Source organism: Enterococcus sp. DIV0294 (genome assembly GCF_050558155.1).
GTDB classification, from domain to species: Bacteria; Bacillota; Bacilli; order Lactobacillales; family Enterococcaceae; genus Enterococcus; species Enterococcus faecalis.
Window position 1 is genome coordinate 2,635,226 of the sequence record NZ_CP187889.1, and the last position, 21,291, is coordinate 2,656,516.

Annotated in this window: 17 protein-coding genes and 1 riboswitch; of the genes, 6 read left to right on the plus strand and 11 right to left on the minus strand. The window is 40.4% G+C overall.

Features of this window, described 5'->3' with window-relative positions; genetic code table 11:
* Positions 1-105 precede the first annotated feature (105 nt).
* The 3 genes from IGJ20_RS12770 (at position 106) to IGJ20_RS12780 (ending at position 3,088) form a co-directional block, all read left to right on the plus strand.
* A complete protein-coding gene (locus tag IGJ20_RS12770; protein ID WP_126254824.1) occupies positions 106-1,473 on the plus strand; it encodes a Rep family protein in 1,368 nt (455 codons plus the stop codon).
* A gap of 65 nt (positions 1,474-1,538) precedes the next feature.
* Positions 1,539-1,799 (plus strand): helix-turn-helix transcriptional regulator, encoded by a 261-nt coding sequence (locus IGJ20_RS12775; protein ID WP_126254825.1) that lies wholly within the window; start codon positions 1,539-1,541, stop codon positions 1,797-1,799.
* Positions 1,800-1,867: 68 nt separating this feature from the next.
* Complete coding sequence (locus IGJ20_RS12780; protein WP_126254826.1) at positions 1,868-3,088, plus strand: tyrosine-type recombinase/integrase; 1,221 nt, start codon at positions 1,868-1,870, stop codon at positions 3,086-3,088.
* A 109-nt stretch (positions 3,089-3,197) separates the two neighbouring features.
* On the opposite strand, the gene rpsI is transcribed toward IGJ20_RS12780, so the two are convergent.
* From rpsI to IGJ20_RS12805, 5 genes are all read right to left on the minus strand, one after another.
* Positions 3,198-3,590, minus strand: coding sequence for a 30S ribosomal protein S9 (gene rpsI, locus IGJ20_RS12785; RefSeq protein WP_002354786.1), 393 nt, complete (start codon positions 3,588-3,590; stop codon positions 3,198-3,200).
* Between the two features lie 13 nt (positions 3,591-3,603).
* Positions 3,604-4,032, minus strand: coding sequence for a 50S ribosomal protein L13 (gene rplM / locus IGJ20_RS12790; RefSeq protein ID WP_048670019.1), 429 nt, complete (start codon positions 4,030-4,032; stop codon positions 3,604-3,606).
* Between the two features lie 236 nt (positions 4,033-4,268).
* A complete protein-coding gene (locus IGJ20_RS12795; protein ID WP_002354782.1) occupies positions 4,269-4,736 on the minus strand; it encodes a Dps family protein in 468 nt (155 codons plus the stop codon).
* Between the two features lie 127 nt (positions 4,737-4,863).
* Entirely contained in the window at positions 4,864-5,583 is a 720-nt protein-coding gene (locus tag IGJ20_RS12800) for a DUF5105 domain-containing protein (RefSeq protein WP_085443200.1), read from the minus strand.
* Between the two features lie 83 nt (positions 5,584-5,666).
* Entirely contained in the window at positions 5,667-7,187 is a 1,521-nt protein-coding gene (locus tag IGJ20_RS12805) for a gluconokinase (RefSeq protein WP_126254827.1), read from the minus strand.
* A gap of 108 nt (positions 7,188-7,295) precedes the next feature.
* Between IGJ20_RS12805 and IGJ20_RS12810 the strand changes: the two genes are divergently transcribed.
* Positions 7,296-7,988, plus strand: a complete 693-nt coding sequence (locus IGJ20_RS12810) for a prepilin peptidase (protein ID WP_126254828.1) — start codon at positions 7,296-7,298, stop codon at positions 7,986-7,988.
* Between the two features lie 48 nt (positions 7,989-8,036).
* Here IGJ20_RS12810 and rpoC read toward each other — a convergent pair whose 3' ends face one another.
* The 5 genes from rpoC to IGJ20_RS12835 all read right to left on the minus strand — a co-directional run bounded on the left by rpoC (position 8,037) and on the right by IGJ20_RS12835 (position 17,041).
* Positions 8,037-11,690, minus strand: a complete 3,654-nt coding sequence (gene rpoC / locus IGJ20_RS12815; RefSeq protein ID WP_002354777.1) for a DNA-directed RNA polymerase subunit beta' — start codon at positions 11,688-11,690, stop codon at positions 8,037-8,039.
* A 166-nt stretch (positions 11,691-11,856) separates the two neighbouring features.
* Positions 11,857-15,471 (minus strand): DNA-directed RNA polymerase subunit beta, encoded by a 3,615-nt coding sequence (rpoB, locus tag IGJ20_RS12820; RefSeq protein WP_002389470.1) that lies wholly within the window; start codon positions 15,469-15,471, stop codon positions 11,857-11,859.
* A gap of 370 nt (positions 15,472-15,841) precedes the next feature.
* Positions 15,842-16,183, minus strand: a complete 342-nt coding sequence (locus IGJ20_RS12825; RefSeq protein ID WP_002396016.1) for a type II toxin-antitoxin system PemK/MazF family toxin — start codon at positions 16,181-16,183, stop codon at positions 15,842-15,844.
* The gene (gene mazE, locus IGJ20_RS12830; RefSeq protein ID WP_002367500.1) at positions 16,183-16,413 is read right to left on the minus strand and encodes a type II toxin-antitoxin system PemI/MazE family antitoxin; all 231 of its coding nucleotides are present in this window, start codon (positions 16,411-16,413) and stop codon (positions 16,183-16,185) included. The genes IGJ20_RS12825 and mazE overlap by 1 nt, the downstream gene beginning before the upstream one ends.
* 412 nt (positions 16,414-16,825) lie before the next feature.
* Entirely contained in the window at positions 16,826-17,041 is a 216-nt protein-coding gene (locus IGJ20_RS12835; RefSeq protein WP_002354768.1) for a zinc ribbon domain-containing protein, read from the minus strand.
* 138 nt (positions 17,042-17,179) lie between these two features.
* Between IGJ20_RS12835 and IGJ20_RS12840 the strand changes: the two genes are divergently transcribed.
* Complete coding sequence (locus IGJ20_RS12840; RefSeq protein WP_002358973.1) at positions 17,180-18,172, plus strand: biotin--[acetyl-CoA-carboxylase] ligase; 993 nt, start codon at positions 17,180-17,182, stop codon at positions 18,170-18,172.
* Between the two features lie 166 nt (positions 18,173-18,338).
* Here IGJ20_RS12840 and IGJ20_RS12845 read toward each other — a convergent pair whose 3' ends face one another.
* The gene (locus IGJ20_RS12845; RefSeq protein WP_126254829.1) at positions 18,339-18,977 is read right to left on the minus strand and encodes a lytic polysaccharide monooxygenase; all 639 of its coding nucleotides are present in this window, start codon (positions 18,975-18,977) and stop codon (positions 18,339-18,341) included.
* Between the two features lie 428 nt (positions 18,978-19,405).
* Positions 19,406-19,572: riboswitch (M-box (ykoK) riboswitch) on the plus strand.
* A 91-nt stretch (positions 19,573-19,663) separates the two neighbouring features.
* Here IGJ20_RS12845 and IGJ20_RS12850 point away from each other — a divergent pair.
* Entirely contained in the window at positions 19,664-21,280 is a 1,617-nt protein-coding gene (locus tag IGJ20_RS12850) for a phosphatase PAP2/LCP family protein (RefSeq protein WP_002372620.1), read from the plus strand.
* Positions 21,281-21,291 lie beyond the last annotated feature (11 nt).

The window sequence follows — 21,291 nt, forward strand, 5'->3', positions numbered from 1 at the left end:
AAAACTAGATATGACAAGGGTTTGAGATGATTTTGAAAAAATCAAACCCTTATTGTATCAAGGGGATAGTTAGGAGAATAATTAAAAAATGGAGTTAATTCTATTATGGCAAAAAAGGAAAGTGCATTGAGAGCAATTATGCTAGTGCAACAATTGGAAGAAAAGTATTGGTTATCACCAGAATACAAAGATACAATTCAACAAGCTGAGAACGGCGACTGCCGACCATTGCTTGAAGTCATTGTAAAAAAGCTACAAAATAACGATATTATTCCGATAGAAGCATACATCATAAAGCATGACAAAGATGAAATATCAATCTGGGATGCCAAAGAGCTGAAAAACGTTATCAAGAAAAAAGCTGAGCATGTACATGTTTTACTAAAATTTGAAAAAGGTGCTTCTTTGAACAAAATCTCTTTAGCGATCGGAGTTGAATCTCAATATCTCGAAAAACTTAAATCGGGACGGTATGGCTATGAAAACTGCTTAGCCTATCTTGTTCACGCTAAGGATGAGTCTAAACACCAATATCAGCCAGAAGAGGTTGTGACCGTATTAGGAGAAGATTATGTAAGTCTGTATCATCGTAATATGTCAACTTGGGTTAAAGGGCGTGCAACGAAAAAAGCTAAAGAAACAGACCTTTGTGTAGATTGGTTAATAGAAAAGATATTAGCTGGAGACATCACAAAAAGCATTATCATGCTGACAGATGAATACTATGCGATTTACGGTCAACATAAACGAAAGATCAACGAGGCATTAGATACAGCTGGCGAACGAAAAAGCTATCGAACAATTGCCGAACTCGAAGATGGAAAATTCAAAAAGACTGTTATTTTCGTAAATGCTGAGAGCGGTGTAGGAAAAACATTGTTTAGTAAAAAGTTGATAAACCTGTTACAGATGATTGCCCTGAAATATGGACAAATCTGGGATTTTTGTGTAACAGCTTCTACAAACGCTTTTGACGAATATAACGGTCAAGAGATACTGTTTCTTGATGACATTAAAGGAGATAGTTTGACAGTTTCCGATTGGTTAAAGCTATTAGACCCTTACATGATTAGTCCTATTTCCGCCCGATATCATAACAAGATGGGGTCGGCAAAAGTTATCATCATTACAAACACAAAAGAACCACTAACATTCTTTGAACAAGTAAAAGGAAATATTGGGGAAGACCTTGGGCAATTCATAAGACGCATTGACTACTTGGTTGAAATTAAAGAAGAGTTTCACTTTTACGTTCCCGAGAAATCTAAAGTGCTTCCGACAAAAAGTGAACTTTCTTATTATGAACCACGTCATTATTCTTTCACATTTTCTGAATTTGAAAAATATGCGAGTAATTTTGCTATGGATAAATTAGTAAAGAAAGTGATACGCAACATGCAATGGAATCAAAAAAAGGCTATCTCTGACACCGTCCAAAGTAGCAAAGATAACCTAATACAGAAACAAAAATAGTCAACAACTACTTTTGTTGTTGCTATTATCTCAAAAATGGTTTGAAGAGACAAGGAGCAAAAGATATGCAAGTAATACTGCCAGAAGAACAAGTTCGTCAAATTCAACTTTTGATTGCCGACTTGATTAAACTTGAAATTGAAAACAGGTTAAACAATAGCGGTCTTGAAAGTCCGTTTTTGAATAAACAACAAGCGTGTGATTATCTTGGAATTTCCAATAATACGCTAGATAGTTGGGTAAAAAAAGGACTACCTATCATTCGTATCGATAGAACCGTCCGCTTTGACAAAACTGAAATCAATCGTTGGTTACAAAATCAGTAACATTTTAACCGTGGTTTGCTATAATGAAGCCACGGTATTTTTCTAGCTCAATTCAAAAGGAGAATACTATGTCAATTACAAAAACTAAAAATGGAACATATCGCTTACGTATGTATATTCCCGAAGAAGCTAAATCTTCCTTAGGGATTGATAAAAAAGTGATTGAAAAACGTTTTAAAACAAGGAGTGAAGCTAAAAAATACGAACTTGAATTTCAAAATAAAATTGAAAAGGTTTTGAGTGGAGAAACAATGGTCTCTTCGCAAAATAATGGTTCAATTCTCTTTTCGGATTTCTATAAAAATGTCTGGTGGGAGTCTTATAAGGCTGGTCAAACCACTTCAACCACCAAACCACCAACAAGAGCAACAATAGATAATACGGAGATTGTCTTTAGAAAACATATATTGCCAATGTTTGCAAATTATTCATTAGATTTTCTGAACCAAAATAAACAAGTGGTGTTGAATCTACTGACTCAAAAAGCTGAAGAATATGCCAACTTCAAAGTGATTCGTAGCTATGTAAACTCTATTTTTGACTGGGCTGAAGAACTTGAATATATCCAGACTAACCGTATATCAAAAACAATTAAAAGAATCAAAGCAACTAAGAAAATCAAACTTCAAGAAGCTAAAAAAGATGAAGATTTGTATTTATCACAAAGCGAACTTCAAGCATGGTTTACCGCTTTTGAACAAGACCTAAAAGCCGAGAAGATTTTGTTTAAGGATTACGTTTTGTTTTACACAACTTTTTTCTTGGGTGATAGAAAATCTGAAAGTTATGCTCTCCAGTGGAAACATATTGGAATAAGACAGCAGGAAATTCAGCTTGTGCAAGCTCTTGATAAATATAAACAGAAAAAGTCTACCAAAGGCAATAAGAAAACAAAATTTGGCATTCCTATTGAATTGGCAAACCTTTTACAAACATGGAAAAAGCAACAAAAATATGAATTAGCAAAATTTGGCATTATCCAAACTGATGAACAATACGTGTTTACCTATATTGACACTAAAGGAAATGTTAATAGCCCATTACATGCAGACTATCTTAACAATAAGATGAAATCAGTAAGAAATCGTCACCCAGAACTTGCACACGCCACACCACACAAACTTAGACATACTGGAGCGACACTTGCAACACAAGCTGGAACTTCACTAGAAGATATTTCTATGGCTCTTACCCATAGCGATACGCTCACGACTAAGGCATATGTTAATACTTCGAACGTTGTACCAATGGCAGTAGGCGAAATTGCTTATCGTAATCTAAAAAAGTAATGGTGTGAATATGGGGTGAAAAGTGGTGTGAATCAGATAAAAAAATATCAAAAAAAGCACCCATGGCGTGAACCATGAAAGTGCTTTGAACGCTGATATAACAATGATATTAACGTTTACTAAATTGTGAAGCTTTACGGGCTTTCTTAAGACCTGGTTTTTTACGTTCAACCATACGTGCGTCACGAGTAAGTAACCCAGCGCGTTTTAAAGCAGAACGGAAGTCAGGATCTACTTGTAACAATGCACGAGCGATTCCGTGACGGATAGCTCCTGATTGTCCAGCATAGCCACCACCGTTTACGTTTACGATTACATCGTAAGCGCCTTTTGTTTCAGTTACGCCAAATGGTTGGTTGATAACTTCACGCAAGTCAGCATGTGGAATATATTCTTCTACGTCTTTTTTGTTTACAGTAATTTTACCAGTACCTGGTACTAAGCGTACGCGGGCAACTGCATTTTTACGACGGCCTGTGCCGCTATATTGTACTTGTGCCAATGAATTTCCCTCCTTAAATTAAGTTCGTGATATCTAATACTTCTGGTTGTTGTGCAGCATGTGGATGCTCAGCTCCACCGTATACGTTCAATTTAGTAAATTGTTTACGTCCTAAAGTGTTTTTAGGTAGCATACCTTTTACAGAAGTTTCGATAAGACGGCGAGAGTTTTTGTCGCGTAATTCACCAGCAGTCACTGATTTTAATCCTCCAGGATACATTGAGTGACGGTAGTAAATTTTGTCTGTAGCTTTTTTACCTGTTAATTTTACTTTATCAGCGTTAATTACGATTACGAAATCTCCAGTATCCACATGTGGTGTGAATGTTGGTTTATTTTTACCACGTAGTACAGAAGCAACAACTGCTGATAGACGTCCTAAAGGAACATCTGTTGCATCTACTACGTACCATTTACGTTCTACTTCGCCAGCTTTGGCCATATATGTTGTACGCACGTTTCTTTCCTCCAATTTTGTTTTCGATGTTTGACATACACTTGAGTTTCCGGGGCTCATTGTGGGGCAAACAATACCATTTAATATTTTACCTTCAATCACTGATAAAGTCAATGTTTTTCTGCGCTTTCAGAAAATAGATTTTCACTTATTTTTTTGTGCCTTTTAAACAGAAAAAAACCGCCAACGTCAACGTCAGCGGCTTTGGGAGTTGTTTTAAATTATGCGTCAATACCAGGCGCTTTGCCAAGTTTGGCTTGTAACATCCAAATATTTTTTTCGATGTCTGTTTTGTTTGCGATGAAAATGTCTTGTGTGCAGTCGTCGCCTTCTTCACCAGAAACTTCGATTCCTTTTGCGTAAAGGTCTGCTAAGTAACGGTAGCCTGCTACTAATTTTTCCATACGTTCTGGAATGGTGCGGTCCCAATTACCAATTTCATCTTCAATTTTTGTATTTTCTGCGAATTCACGCAATGTTGAGAATGGAGAGCCGTCCAATGTGATTAAACGTTCTGAAACAACATCTAATTGCTCATTGATTTGATCCATGTATTCATCCATTTGTGGGTGAAGTGTTAAAAATTCAGGTCCACGCATATACCAATGTGTTTGATGAATTACCACGGAAAATTGGCTTAAATCTGCAACGAGTTGGTTCAAAATTTCTTTTGTTTTTTCAAATTTCATTCTTTGTCATCCTCCTAAATATTTTTTCTACACTCTTAGTGTAATATGAATTGTGAAAAAAGTACACTGAAAACCTTTCTTTTTTAAAATTATTATCAAATTATAATAATTACAATTAAGAATCTAATTAATTTCCTGAAATCGCTGTTTTTTCATCCGCAGTGACGACTTTTTGTTCCGCTTGAGTGAGGATCGTGTCGAGTGCCTCCGTCAACTCGTCAGTATCTTCTTTTCCTGTGACGAAAGCTAAAAAAAACTGATTCAGTCTCAGTTGCTCCGCTGCCGGCAAGTACCATTGCCCTTCTACTTGCTTAACCGTTAATGGCAGTTCAACTGGCTCATGGCTGACATTGATTTGTTGGATTTCTTTTTTTAAAACGGCTAACGTGTGCTGCATGTCTAGCGCTTGTGTCGCCTGTTGCGTTTGCTGAAGAAGAGCAGTGGTTGTATCTTCAATCGCCGTCACAAAATCTAAGCCCTTAATCTGAAAAGTGATTGTCGCTTGCCCATTCAATTCTTTCGTGGCTACTAGTTGATATGACGCTTTTTTCTTCACTTGAGCCAGTAATTCTGTGCTAAGCTTCTGGGCTTCAGTCTCGGTGACTTCAGCGTTCATTTCTTTTAAGCTATTGAAAAATTGCTTCTGGAACTGTTGACGGCTCGCCTGCAAATGCTCCGCCAAGACTTTCGGTTCACGAAAAGTTTGAGAGAATGTCGCTGTCTTTTCTTGATAAATAAAGTAATCTACCAACTGTTGCGCTGCTTTTTCGCCGGAACGAGACGGTGCACTGCAGCTTGCTAACGCCCCAATGAATAACAGAAATAGTGGTAGTAGCTGTTTCTTCATTCCTCATCCTCATTTCCTCAAGTCTTCGTCTCTCTTCTAGTTAAGCAACTTCTCAGCCATTTGTCAAAGCTATTTACTATCAATTATTTGCGGAATTCTGCTAATTTTTGATAACTTTGTGCTAAAATTTGTTGGGTTTCTTGAAAAACAGGATACAGTTCTTGATAAACTAGCAATTGATCCGCTCGTGGCGTGACCGTTTCATGAATCAGCACCTGTTGCGCCGCTGCTTGTAAATTTGGTAACTGACCTAAGCCTTGCCAACCTAGCAAAACAGCGCCTAATGCCGAAGCTTCGGTGCTATCAGTGAACGATAACGTTTCTCCCAGCACATCAGCCATGATTTGACGGAACACAGGGGAATCAGCAAAGCCGCCTGTCGCCCGAATCTCCTGAACGGGTCCAACGAGTTGTTTCAAATCCTCTAAAATAGTTTTTAAATTGAAACAGATTCCTTCCACCACCGCTCGAGCTAAATGTCCGGCGTGGTGATTTTTGCGCAAGCCAATAAAACTTGCGCTCGCCTCTGCATTCCACAGCGGTGCTCGTTCACCTAGCAAATAAGGATGAAACAGTAAGCCATTTGCCCCAGCTGGCACGGTTGCAATTTTGGCCATAATTGGGTCATAGAGATTGGTCCCGTTTTGGATAGCTTGCTGACGTTCTTCTGCAAAAATCGTTTGGCTCGCCCAATCTAACGCAACTGCACCATTACTACTTGCGCCACCAATCACCCAGTGCTGTTCATCTAGAGCAAAACAAAACGTTTCACCTTGCGGATGCAAAAAAGGTTCTTCGACAATATACCGAAGTGCGCCGCTCGTACCAACGGTCAAAGTCGCTACACCCATTCCTAGCGCTCCCAAACCTAAATTAGACAACGGGCCATCCGCACCACCAAGAACTAAAACCGTTTCCTCCTCAACACCAAGCATCTCTTGCCAAGAAGGCGCTAACGCTGGAAAAATGAACGTTGACGGGGCAACTTTTGGCAACTGTTCCTCCTCAATAGATAAATACGCTAAAATCGACGATTCCCATTGCCGCGTGTGAATATTAAATAAACCCATCCCCGAAGCACTACTATAATCTGTCCAGTATTCGCCAAAGAAACGGTAAAAAATGTAGTCCTTAATCCCAATAAACTTGGCCGCGCTCTGCGCAACGGCTGGCTGATTTTCCTGCAGCCAGCGAATCTTGTACAAAGGCGCCATTGGATGAACTGGCATGCCTGTCAATTGATAAAACAATTGGGCCGCTGGCGTTTCTTTTAACGCTTCCGCATAATCAGATGCTCGTGTGTCAGCCCAAGTAATCACTTGGGTCAATGGGCGTCCTTGCGCATCCATGGCAATTAAGCCATGCATCGCTGAAGCAAAAGAAATGAGCCCAATTGGTTGATTCTTCACTTGTTGTGTGACGGTTCGAATACAGTTCACCACAGCTTGGAACAGCGTTTCTGGGTCTTGCTCCGCCATTCCTTCAGTCTCTTGAATTAATGGATAACGCACATAGCTAGAAGCTACGACTGTGCCATTTGCTTGAAAAGCCACTGCTTTGGCTTGCGTGGTGCCAACGTCGACACCAATCGCTAATTTTTCCATTTGATTCCCTCATTTCTTGTTTCTTTTATTATTCCTAACAAAAAAAGATTTGTCTAGTCAAACGAAAAAGTTTAAAAAAAGCGTAGTTTATTTTTAAGGAGGTAACCTATGTTTTTCTTGAGTCTCTTTTTGATTGGTGCCTGTTTCGGTTCTTTTTTATGCTTAGTGGCGGAGCGCTTACCAGTAGGGCGTTCTTTGTGGTGGCCCCCTTCCCACTGTCAAGGTTGCCACCAGCCTCTACAACTCTATGAATTAATTCCAGTTGTTTCGATTTTGCTGCAGCGCTTTCGTTGTCGAAAGTGTCAACAGCCAGTAGCTAAGTGTTATCTTTTAGCAGAACTTGTCATGGGCGGCTTAACCGCAAGCTGTTTTTCAGCTGGCCTGACGAGTGATGCTTTGATTCTCTGGTGGTGGCTGACGAGTGCTTTCACATTATCCTTGATTGATTACTGGTATTTAGTGGTTGAACCGAAGATTCTTTATCCTAGTTTTCTTGTGCTTTGTTTGCTGAAAGTGACGGGTCAGCATTCGTTTTACTTACTGACTGGTCTTTTTTGTTTTTGTTTTTTCCGAGCCGTCTTACATTATTTTCCGGAAGCCATGGGGCGAGGGGATCTTTTGTTACTGGGTTTGTGGGGCTGTTTTTTACAGGTACCTCAGTTGCTGATGCTACTATTTTTTGCCAATAGTTATGGCCTAATCTATGGCTACAGCTGTAAATTTTTGGGGTATCCAGTTGAACAGAAACTTCCCTTTGTCCCCTTTTTAAGTTTGGGCTTACTCACAATCAGTTGCTTATAGCAAATAAAAAAAGCCGTAAGGAGCATGCTCCTTGCGGCTTTTTAGGGTTTATTTATTGATGTTTTTCATCGCATCTTCAGCAGCCATTTGTGCTTCAATGTCTGAAATACTATAAACGTTTTCGCTAGCTACGCCAACTTCTTTTGGTTCCATGTTACGGTAACGAGCCATACCAGTACCAGCTGGGATGATTTTACCAATGATAACATTTTCTTTCAATCCAAGTAATGGATCTTTTTTGCCACGGATAGCAGCATCTGTTAACACGCGTGTTGTTTCTTGGAAGGATGCAGCAGATAAGAAGCTGTTTGTTTCCAATGACGCTTTGGTAATACCAAGTAAGACTGGACGACTAGTAGCAGGGACGCCACCAGCAACTAATGTGTCGTAGTTACGGTCTTTAAATTCTGCGATGTCCATTAATGTTCCTGGAAGGATTTCAGTGTCACCTGGATCCATTACGCGGATTTTACGTAACATTTGACGAACCATTACTTCGATATGTTTGTCGCCGATTTCTACCCCTTGCATACGGTAAACACGTTGTACTTCACGTAATAGGTAGTTTTCAACAGATAAAACATCACGAACTTGTAATAATTGTTTTGGATCAATTGAACCTTCTGTCAACGGTGCACCACGGTGGATGATGTCGCCTTCAGCAACTTTCATACGTGCAGTGTAAGGGACAGTATAGGTACGTGTATCTGTTTTTCCTTTGATGGTTACTTCTTTTTGACGTGTGGCAGGATCTTCAGAAATATCGATAACTTCACCGGTTACTTCTGTAATCACTGCTTGCCCTTTCGGATTACGTGCTTCAAAGATTTCTTGGATACGAGGTAAACCTTGAGTGATATCGTCACCGGCAACCCCACCGGTATGGAACGTACGCATAGTTAACTGTGTACCAGGTTCCCCGATTGATTGAGCGGCGATTGTACCAACTGCTTCTCCGACTTCAACGTCAGAACCAGTTGCCAAGTTACGTCCGTAACAGTGCTTACATACACCATGTTTTGTGTTACATGTAAAGACAGAACGGATGGTTACTTTTTCAATACCAGCGTCCACGATTTCTCTTGCAAGATCTTCAGTGATTAATTGATCCGCACCAATGATGATTGCACCAGTTTCTGGATGAACAACTGATTTACGTGTATAACGACCTAATAGACGTTCGTCTAATGGTTCGATAATTTCGTTACCTTCACGAATTGCTTCGATTTCAAGACCACGGTCAGTGCCACAGTCGTCTTCACGAATGATTACGTCTTGGGCAACGTCAACTAAACGACGTGTTAAGTAACCTGAATCGGCTGTCTTCAAGGCCGTATCGGTCATCCCTTTACGAGCCCCGTGAGTTGAGATAAACATTTCTAAGACAGAAAGTCCTTCACGGAAGTTTGAGATGATTGGTAATTCCATGATTCGTCCATTCGGAGCGGCCATCAAACCACGCATACCAGCTAACTGTGTAAAGTTGGAGATGTTACCACGGGCTCCAGAGTCAGACATCATGAAGATTGGGTTACGAGCTTCCATACTTTCGATCAGTTTTTGTTGGATTTCGTCTTTGGCACCGTTCCAAACGCCGATTACACGTTCATAACGTTCGTCATCAGTAATTAAACCACGACGGAATTGTTTAGTAATTGTTTCAACTTGTTTGTGGGCAGCATCAATGATTGCTTGTTTTTCATGAAGAACCATGATATCGGCAATCCCTACCGTCATCCCAGCATAAGTTGAGTGTTTGTAACCTAAGTCTTTCATGCGGTCAAGCATTTTAGAGGTTTCCGTAATGTGGAATCTCTTGAAGACTTCAGCAATGATATTTCCAAGATTTTTCTTCTTGAATGGTAAAACTAATTCTTGCTCTTTAATGTGTGCAGGAATGTCTGTACCAGCTTCTACGAAGTATTTATCTGGTGTTTGAACAGTTAAGTTATAGTCTGTTGGTTCGTTCAAGTAAGGGAACTCAACAGGCATGATTTCGTTAAAGATGATCTTACCAACTGTGGTGATTAAGATTCGTTCTTTTTGCCAATCAGTAAATGGTTTGTCACCTAAAAGTGTTGTTTGAACCCCAATCCGTGAGTGTAAATGCACGTAGCCATTTTGCCATGCTAAAACAGCTTCGTTCATGTCGCGGAAGATCATGCCTTCCCCTTCACGGCCTTCTTCTTCCATTGTTAGGTAGTAGTTACCTAAGACCATATCTTGAGATGGTGTAACAACTGGTTTACCATCTTTCGGGTTCAAGATATTTTGAGCAGCAAGCATTAACATACGAGCTTCTGCTTGTGCTTCTTCGTTTAGAGGCACGTGAACCGCCATTTGGTCTCCATCGAAATCGGCATTGTAGGCTTCACACACTAATGGGTGAAGACGAATCGCACGACCTTCAACAAGAACTGGTTCGAAAGCTTGGATCCCTAATCTATGCAACGTAGGTGCCCGGTTAAGTAAAACTGGGTGTTCTTGGATAACTTCTTCTAAAATATCCCAAACTTCATCTTCGCCACGTTCGATTTTACGTTTCGCATTTTTAATGTTTGTCGCAATTTCACGTTGTACTAATTCACGCATTACAAATGGTTTGAATAATTCAATCGCCATTTCTTTTGGTAAACCACATTGGTACATTTTTAAGAACGGACCAACGACGATTACGGAACGACCAGAATAGTCAACACGTTTACCTAGTAAGTTTTGACGGAAACGACCTTGTTTCCCTTTCAACATGTGAGAAAGAGATTTCAATGGACGGTTACCTGGTCCAGTAACTGGACGGCCACGACGACCATTATCGATTAAAGCATCGACCGCTTCTTGTAACATCCGTTTTTCGTTTTGAACAATGATGCTTGGCGCATTTAAGTCTAATAAACGTTTTAGACGGTTGTTACGGTTGATAACACGGCGGTATAAGTCATTTAAGTCACTTGTTGCAAAACGACCACCTTCCAATTGAACCATCGGACGTAAATCTGGTGGAATAACTGGGATAACATCCATTACCATCCAGCTTGGTTGGTTACCAGAAGCACGGAAGGCTTCTAAGATGTCTAAACGACGGATGGCACGTGTCCGTTTTTGACCAGAAGCTGTTTTTAATTCTTCTTTTAATTGCGCAACTTCGCCATCTAAATCGACGTTATCTAATAATTGTTTCACGGCTTCGGCACCCATAGCAGCTTTGAAGGCTTGGCCATATTGTTCACGTTTTTCACGATATTCGCGTTCCGTTAACAATTGTTTTTTCTCTAATGTTGTGTCACCTGGTTCGATGACAACGTATGAAGCAAAATAAATGACTTCTTCCAATGCACGAGGGCTCATGTCTAAAACAAGACCCATCCGAGATGGAATTCCTTTAAAGTACCAGATATGTGAAACTGGTGCGGCTAATTCAATATGTCCCATACGTTCACGACGTACTTTTGAACGAGTGACTTCAACGCCACAACGGTCACAGACAATACCTTTATAACGGATACGTTTATATTTACCACAAGCACATTCCCAGTCTTTGGTTGGACCAAAAATGCGTTCACAGAATAACCCTTCACGTTCGGGTTTTAATGTACGGTAGTTAATTGTTTCGGGTTTTTTAACTTCCCCATAAGACCAGCTTCTGATCTTTTCTGGTGAAGCAAGCCCTATTTGCATACTTTCGAATTTATTTACATCGATCAAAAGGAATTCCCTCCATTTCCTTATTTAGAGAAGCTGAGTCAGCAACTTGTTAGCAAATGGCAAGCATCACTTGAAAGAAGGTCTGACGACACTTGGAACAAGTAATGGCTTGCGCAGTTGCAACAAAGTCGCAGTTGAATCAACTCATCAGAGTGGTAGCGACAAATTAGTCTCTGTCTTCGGCTGTTTCAATTTCTTGAACAACGTCTTGTGCTTCTTCTTTCACGACTGATTCTGCTTCTTTTTCCAGCTGTTTCGCTGATTGTTGTTCCGCAAATTTGGTTAGTGCGTCAACGGTGATTAAATCATCATCGTCATCGTCCATATCGCGTAACTCAATCTCAGCTTCCTCAATGTCCAAGACACGCATGTCTAAACCAAGTGATTGTAATTCTTTCACTAATACTCGGAATGATTCAGGCACACCTGGTTTTGGAATTGGTTCACCTTTAACGATGGCTTCGTATGTTTTCACACGTCCGACAACGTCATCAGATTTGTAAGTTAAGATTTCTTGTAATGTGTAAGCAGCACCGTAAGCTTCCAGTGCCCAAACTTCCATTTCCCCGAAACGTTGTCCACCGAATTGAGCTTTACCACCCAACGGTTGTTGCGTAACAAGAGAGTAAGGTCCGATTGAACGAGCATGCAATTTGTCATCAACCATGTGGGCTAATTTAATCATATACATGACACCAACGGAAATACGGTTATCAAATGGTTCACCTGTACGTCCATCGTAAAGAACTGTTTTAGCATCGCTAGCCATACCAGCTTCACGAACAGTTTCCCAAACGTCTTCATCGGTTGCCCCATCGAAAACAGGTGTTGCGACGTGAATACCTAATTGGCGAGCAGCCATACCTAAGTGTAATTCAAGTACTTGTCCGATATTCATACGAGAAGGTACCCCTAATGGGTTCAACATGATATCAACAGGTGTTCCGTCAGGTAAGAATGGCATATCTTCTTCCGGCATAATACGGGAAACAACCCCTTTATTTCCGTGACGTCCCGCCATTTTATCTCCTTCGTGAATTTTACGTTTTTGAACGATATAGACACGAACTAACATGTTGACACCTGGTGATAATTCATCGCCAGCTTCACGAGTAAAGATTTTCACATCATGAACGATACCGCCGCCACCGTGAGGTACACGGAGAGACGTATCACGAACTTCGCGGGCTTTTTCCCCGAAGATTGCGTGTAATAAACGTTCTTCTGCAGATAATTCTGTAACCCCTTTAGGTGTGACTTTCCCAACTAGTAAGTCGCCATCTTGAACTTCAGCACCAATGCGGATAATCCCCATTTCGTCTAAGTCTTTCAACGCGTCTTCCCCAACGTTTGGAATTTCACGGGTAATTTCTTCAGGTCCTAATTTTGTATCACGTGCTTCTGATTCATATTCTTCAATATGCACAGAAGTGTAGACATCGTCTTTAACTAAACGACGGCTCATGATAATGGCATCCTCGTAGTTGTAACCTTCCCATGTCATGAAGGCAACTAAGACGTTTTGCCCTAAAGCCATTTCGCCTTCTTCCATAGAAGGTCCATCCGCTAAAGTATCGCCTTTTTCAACTTTTTCACCTAAGTGAACAATTGGGCGTTGGTTGTAGCTTGTTCCTGAGTTAGAACGACGGAATTTTGTAACCATATATTTGTCTAATGCGCCATTGTCGCGACGAACGCGAATTTCTTTTGCATCGACGAATTCTACGACACCGTCATGTTTACATAGTAAAGCAGCACCTGAGTCATGGGCTGATTTATATTCCATACCTGTACCTACCCACGGAGAGCGTGGTTGAATTAACGGCACCGCTTGACGCTGCATGTTGGCACCCATCAAGGCACGGTTGGAGTCATCGTTTTCTAAGAAAGGAATACATGCTGTTGCGACTGCGACTACTTGTTTTGGTGAAACGTCCATGTAGTCAACTTTGTCTACGGCAACTTCTAAGTTTTCACTTTGTAGACGCGCCATAACAACATCATTGGCAAATGTGCCATCTTCATTTAAAAGTGAGTTTGCTTGCGCTACGATATAATGGTCTTCGATGTCTGCTGTTAAGTAATCTACTTGATCAGTAACACGGCCTGTCGCACGATCAACACGGCGATAAGGCGTTTCGATGAAACCAAATTTATTCACTTTCGCATAACTAGATAAGCTATTGATCAACCCGATATTTGGTCCCTCAGGCGTTTCAATTGGACACATACGACCATAGTGAGAGTAGTGAACGTCACGAACTTCATAACCGGCACGGTCACGAGTCAAACCACCAGGCCCTAAGGCTGATAGACGACGTTTATGGGTTAACTCACCTAATGGGTTTGTTTGGTCCATGAACTGTGATAACTGTGAAGAACCAAAGAATTCTTTGATACTTGCTACCACTGGACGGATGTTGATTAATTGTTGTGGTGTCAATGTTTCTGTGTCTTGAATAGACATTCTTTCACGAACCACACGTTCCATACGGGCTAAGCCAATACGGAATTGGTTTTGTAATAATTCGCCTACTGAACGGATACGACGATTACCTAAGTGGTCGATGTCATCGACATTGCCGATATCTTCCATTAAGTTGAAGAAGTAGCTCATTGAAGCAACGATATCTGCTGGACGAACTGTTTTTACGCTGTCGTCTGGATAGCCGTTACCAATCACATTTACGATACGTTCAGGATCTTTTGGTGAAAGAACTTGAATCACTTGGATTGTCATTGGTTCAGTTACTACCGCATCTTCACTTGGATAGTAAGTTACGCTGTTTAAGCCGTTGTCAATGTATTCGCCTAATGTTTCCATGATTTGGTGTGTTAAAACCGTGCCTTTTTCGACAATGATTTCACCAGTTTCTGGATCAACTAGCGTTTCAGCTAAGGTTAAGTTTAAGAGACGTGTTTTTAAGTCTAATTTTTTGTTAACTTTGTAGCGACCAACGTTTGCCAAATCATAACGTTTTGGATCAAAGAAACGTGCAGTTAACAAGCTACGTGAGCTATCTGCTGTTTTTGGTTCGCCTGGGCGAAGACGTTCATAAATGTCTTTCAAGCCTTCTTCTGTACGAGAATCACTTGCATTTTTGTGTAAATCTTTTTCAATTGTGTTACGTAAGCTTTCGCTGTCGCCGAAAATTTCGAAGATGGTATCATCTGAACCGAAACCTAAAGCACGAACTAACACAGTTAAAGGAATTTTACGTGTGCGGTCAATCCGAACATAAGAAATGTCTTTCGCATCTGTTTCCATTTCTAACCATGCACCACGGTTAGGAATGACTGTTGAGCCAAAACCTTCTTTGCCGTTTTTGTCCACTTTTCCATGGAAGTAAACACCTGGAGAACGAACTAATTGGGAAACGATAACACGTTCTGCCCCGTTGATGATGAAGGTACCCATTTCTGTCATTAATGGGAAATCGCCGAAGAAGACTTCTTGGGATTTAATTTCACCTGTTTCACGGTTGGTTAAACGTAATGTTACATGTAATGGCGCAGAATAGTTGGCATCATGTGCGCGGGCTTCTTCTACTGTGTACTTTGGTTCTTTTAATTCATAGTCAACAAATTCTAAGGATAAGTTTCCTTGGAAATCATCAATTGGTAAAATGTCTTCAAACATTTCACGAAGTCCCTCATCTAAAAACCATTGATAAGAGTCTGTTTGGATTTCAATTAAATTTGGTAATTCCAATACTTCACTGATACGTGCGAAACTTCTACGTTCGCGATGCTTTCCGTATTTTACTACGTGTCCAGCCAAGCTCTTCACCCCTCTAGTTATAAGTCTATCAAAACACCGATCCGAAAAATTACATTTACGTTACATATATTAAATATATGTAACAAAAAGCATTTTTTGCAGTTTTTAAGCAAAAAAAAACCAAAAATAGAACATGCTTCCGAAAAATTTTCTGGCGTTTCTACTTTTGTTTTCCTATAAAAAACCGGAACGGACAATATTTCGCTCCTGCTTCGTCACTTTCAGATAGTTTTTGCTCTATAGATTCTACTACCTTTGTCCAGAAAAGTCAAGGGTTTCTTTAAGGTTTTCTTTTTCATAAAAAGGAGTTTTTTTGTAAAGGGTTTTAATGAAAAAATGCGTAATAAATAATTACGCATTTTTTCAACAACTAGAAAATATATTCAATTATTTGGTCAATTTTCGCCATATCTTTTAATGGCAAATGCTCAATTTGACTTAATTTTCTTTCAGTGAAGTCCAAAGATTTCAGTTGTGAGATCACTACTTGTCCATGGGTTTCTATGACATCGGGCAACGTATATCGAGTGGGAATATTTTTAATGGTGGAAGTAATCGGGCAAATCACAGCAAACATGGTTTTCCGATTAAATTCATATCTTGACACGACTAAACCAAGGCGTCTCTGCTGAATTTCTTTACCTGCAGCAGGATCAAAATCAATCCATACAATATCTCCTTTTTTGGGAATGTACTTCTTTTCAACGTTCATTAAAAAAGTTCTCTCCCCTCAGGTGCAAGATCATGCCACTCATCTTTTTCATAATACTCACCTTCTGGACCTTCACTAAATGGATCCTGAATTTTAGGGACTAATGTAATTGTACCGTCGTCAGAATACATCACAATATATTCTTGGTCGACTTTTGGTTTTTTACCATTATCAGTGGGTAAAGTTAAAACGACCGAGTTTCCTTGTCTTCTTGATTTAGTTGTTAGCATGAAATCACTCCCTTCGCTTCATTATACTATGCCTTTGCAATGATAGAAAGAATTTTAAATCACACTAAATGTGACTGAGTTTACTATATAATGCGATAATGCGCGTGGGACAAAAATCACTTTGGATTTTTGCTCCACGCTCAAAAACTGATAAACGGCGGGAACAGAAGCAACACTACGCGTTGCTCCGATCTCAACAACTTCTAAGGTGTTTTCTCGACATGCGTCTCGTCACAGTACAGCCTTCAAAAGAGCTACAGCTCTAAGAGTTGCGATGTTTCACTGTGAAGCATGAACAGATGAAATCATCGTACCTACTTGGTTCTCGGAGTTAAACGCTTCTGGCCCGACCTCCTTTTCCCTATCTTCCTCTTCACACAAAAAACGAATGCAAAGATGCATTCGTTTTTGACTAACCGCCACCTAATAAAAAGTCTAGGACATTCATGCCGCCGCTTGTTTGGCTGCGGTAAAGTTCGGTGTAGCCGCATTGGGTACAGCTAATTGTAATAAATTTTTTATTTTGAACATCAAAAATTTTCGCAAAGTTCCCACCTGTTGCTTGAAATTGGTCCGATACATAGTGCATGTTGCCACATTTCTCACAAACATATTGTTGCTTTTCCATTCCCCTCACTCCTTCTCAATAAAATAAGTATAACAAACGCCTGCTTCATTTTCCTCCATCCTAAGATGGATTTTTTCACTAGTTGACCAAGCCTTTTCCTTTCCGCTACAATAAGCATAACGAATCGGAGGAAAAAATATGTCGACAAAAAGCCAAGTCCTAACTTTATTGATGAAACAAACGCCCGCATTCCTTTCTGGCGAAGAGATGGCACAACGTCTGTCCTTATCTCGCACAGCTATTTGGAAAGCAATTAATGAATTGAAAAAAGATGGCTATCAAATTACTAGCGTGCAAAACAAAGGGTATCGCCTTGAAAAATCAGATGTCCTTTCTGCAGAAGGCATTCAGTTGGCGTTATGGCCACAAACACCACCTTTAACAATTACCGTCCTAGAAACATCTGAATCTACCATGACCGATGCTAAGCGGGCGATTTTAGACCAGACGCCCGACAATACATTGATTGTTGCTGACATGCAAGAAATGCCACGGGGCAGGTTCGGCCGGCCGTTTTTCGCTACGCCAGGTAAAGGGATTTACATGAGCATGGTGCTTCAACCGAACCAAAATTTTGAAGAAATCGCTCAATATACTGTGATTATGGCCGTAGCGGTCGCTCGAGCAATGGATGCTCTGGCAGGCGTTCACACAGAAATTAAATGGGTCAACGATCTTTATTTAAACGGCAAAAAAGTTTGCGGGATTTTGTCGGAAGCCATGAGCAATGTGGAAACAGGGCAAATTTCCAATGTTATCATCGGCATGGGGATTAATTTTTCAATTACAGAAACCGAATTCCCTGAGGACATTCGGCAGAAAGTGACTTCCCTTTTCCCAGATGGTGAACCGACGGCGACGCGAAATGAATTAGTCGCCAACATTTGGAATCATTTTTACCAAATTTTAGACGAACGTTCAACGAAAGACTTTTTAGAAGAATACCGACAACGCTCCTTTGTGATTGGCAAAGACGTCGCTTTTACCCAAAACGGTCAAGACTTCCGCGGCGTTGCGACAACCATTAATGGAAATGGAGAATTGATTGTCCAGTTGCCTGATGGCACGGCCAAAACGTTGTCTTCTGGAGAAATTAGTTTGGACCAGATTGGTGAATGGCGTCGAGGATAAATGGGGAAGTTTAGAAAAAAGCAAGTGGGGCATCAGTCGTTTTGACTGATGCCCCACTTGCTACTTCTGAAGATAATCAGCTGAACAAAAGCAGCCCCTTCGGAAATTTCTTCTTATTTCTTGGCACTAAGCACTTTTGTTTCAGCCGCATTATCTTGATACCTGATTATTGAACATTAACATCTATCGCTTGATAAAATGAATTAATCGTGTCATTGATATCCCAAACGGCATAAATAACATGGTATCCTTTCCTATCAGCGGGAATATTTATTCTGTGTGTTTCTGTATCATTGACCATAAATCCTTGACTAGGAGGTAAATCTTGACCGATTGGTTGCCCTACTATGCCAATCAGTTTCATTTCGTCCATCGTTAATGGTGCATTAGGATTCCATCCAGGTTTCGTCATATAGTATCTAAAACGATTGGTCTTATGTTTTGCCGTCATTACCCATTTAAAATTATTCTCTCCTGTTGTTATATTACTTTTTACCCAACGAGTGGCTGTTTGTTCATCTAGTTTGGAATAGCTTGCTAATCCAGCTGAAGGCAACCTTCCATTTAATTGACCCGTGTCTAATAATTTAGTTGGCGCTTCAATTCCTTGGGGTGTCGTGATAATTTCTGGCTGTGAGCTGTCTTGACCAGGTCCCCATCCAAATCCGTTTGCTTCCGCATTTTTGACTCGACTGACTGGGCTATCAACATAGCCGTGTGCATAACTCTGCTGTGCATCTCCTAAAGCAAAAACACGGATCATCGTTGCGCCTACTGCAATTATGAATAACATCATTTTTTTCATGTATATCGCTCCCTTATAAGCAAAACCCTTCAAAAAACATGTAATCTTAATCAACTGAAACGTAAATCTCCACAACATCATTTTTACTTTTTCGATAGCGACCATCAACTTTGTGCACAATTATTGTCGACATATTTATTTTAAATGAACTAGCAATTCAATAGCAACTGTCCGCCTTTTTTACTGAGAAAAACTTATAGCACTCTTATAAAAAATGTTTGTTTTTTAATTTATCATTATTGAACACCCAACTATTTATAGCGTTTAACCGAGAACAGCCTTGCCCACTCTTTTTTTAGAATGCTCAAGTACTGTTTTTTTAACTGCTTCACTTCCCCACACCTTTAAATTTATTTAAAAAACAATAAATTTTCTTAAACTTCATTGTGAGAACCGCTGCATAAATTCTATACTTCTAGCGTTAGATAAAATAACCTTGTTAGGTGAGGCTCCTATCCAAACATAGGCTATTGCGCAGAAATGTCGAAAGACACCAATGTGTAAAACAGGAATGGTCGAATTAAGGCTCTTCTAAAAATAGCTAAGAGAAATCTTTACGTTGGATAGTGCTAAAGCTCAGACGATGAGAACCGATTGGCTTGCTGTGTCCTGTTTAGTCGCAAGCGCTTATTTACGATCGATGCTGGCTTAGTCTACTCTTTCAAGGGGAAAAGAAAGGGATTCTCATGCAAACATCGAATAAAAAATTTCCACTTTATGCCCTAACAACGCTTGGTTTTACTTTCCTCACTTTGTTAGTGGCGGCTAGTCCAAATTGGTTTCAACAAATGGACGAAGCTATCTATCACATCAAATGGCAATTAAATGCCCCACTTTTAACAGCGGTCAATCTGTTAGCAAAAACTGCCACGATTGGACCAATGCTGCTATTCTTCTTATTATTGATGGTATACCTTTTACGCAAAAAAGAAAAAATCCTAGCCTTTTGGGCTGTCAGTAACCTATTAGCTGTCGGCTTCTTAGGGAGCGTTTTTAAACATGTGGTGGGTCGGGCTCGACCAAACCTAGGCGCTTTAGCTGACCGGAGCTCTGCTAGCTTTCCCAGCGGACATTCATTATTAGCAATGGCGCTGGTCTGTACAATTTTGATCATTTTGGCCTATCTTCATGTCGAAAAAACCAAAGGCATTAAAATTTTCTTACTAACATATTTAGTTTTGATTGTGTTAGGTCGTTTAATCTTACGCGTTCATTATCCTAGTGATGTCATCGCTGGGATGCTCCTAAGTTATAGCTGGATCAACTTTTCATTTCAAATTGTTCAACGTTATTTGCCGGCACCTGAACCAGAGGAAGCAGAAGTACCGACACAACGCCGGCGTCGCCATTCTCGTAAAAGAAAAAGTTTATTCGTGGTCTTCAGTTTAACCCTTTTATTTTTAGGTACACTTTCTGTTTCGGCTTACGGCGTCAGCATGTATCGCAATTTACAAAAAACGGCGAATACCATGTATAAACCAAGAAAATCTTCCACGAAGAGTCCCGATTTAGCCAAAGGGGAACCGGTTAGTTTCTTAATTATGGGAATTGCGAATGACTCAAAACGCAAAACCGATTACCGCTCCAACGCCTTAATGGTGGTTACAGTGAATAATCAATTACAAAAAACTACCATCACCAGCATCCCGCGCGACTACTATGTGGAAATGGCTGGCACCAATGGCGAATACAATAAAATCAATGCGGCCCACGTTTTCGGTGGTGCCGATATGCAAATTAAAACGGTTGAAAATGTCTTGCACATCCCAATCAATCATTACTTTTCAATTGATATGGATGCTATGAAGGACCTTGGCGATGCGGTGGGCGGCGTCACTGTTGACAATGCCTTTGCTTTTGACGCTGAAGGGATTCATTATCCGAAAGGCAAACAGCATTTAGGGGGCTGGGAAGCTTTACAATACGCGCGCATGCGTTATGAAGACCCCGAAGGCGACTATGGTCGTCAACGCCGCCAACGAGAAGTTTTAATCGAATTAACCAACAAGCTACTTTCTTTTAACAGCTTGCTAAAATATCAAGAAATTCTGGACGTAATCGGCGAACATGGCGAAACCGACTTGTCCTTTGACCAAATGATGGCGATGCTAAAAAAATACACCCCCGCACTAAAAACGATTGAAACCGATCAATTAAAAGGCTACGATTACACTGGCGATGGCGTGACAGGGATTGAAGGTATTTCTTATCAACTTGTGGAAGAGAGTGAACGCCAACGTGTCGAAAATGCCATCAAAGAACAAATGAACCTCTCTACGAAAGACACTGAACAATCACAATAACGACTAAAAAG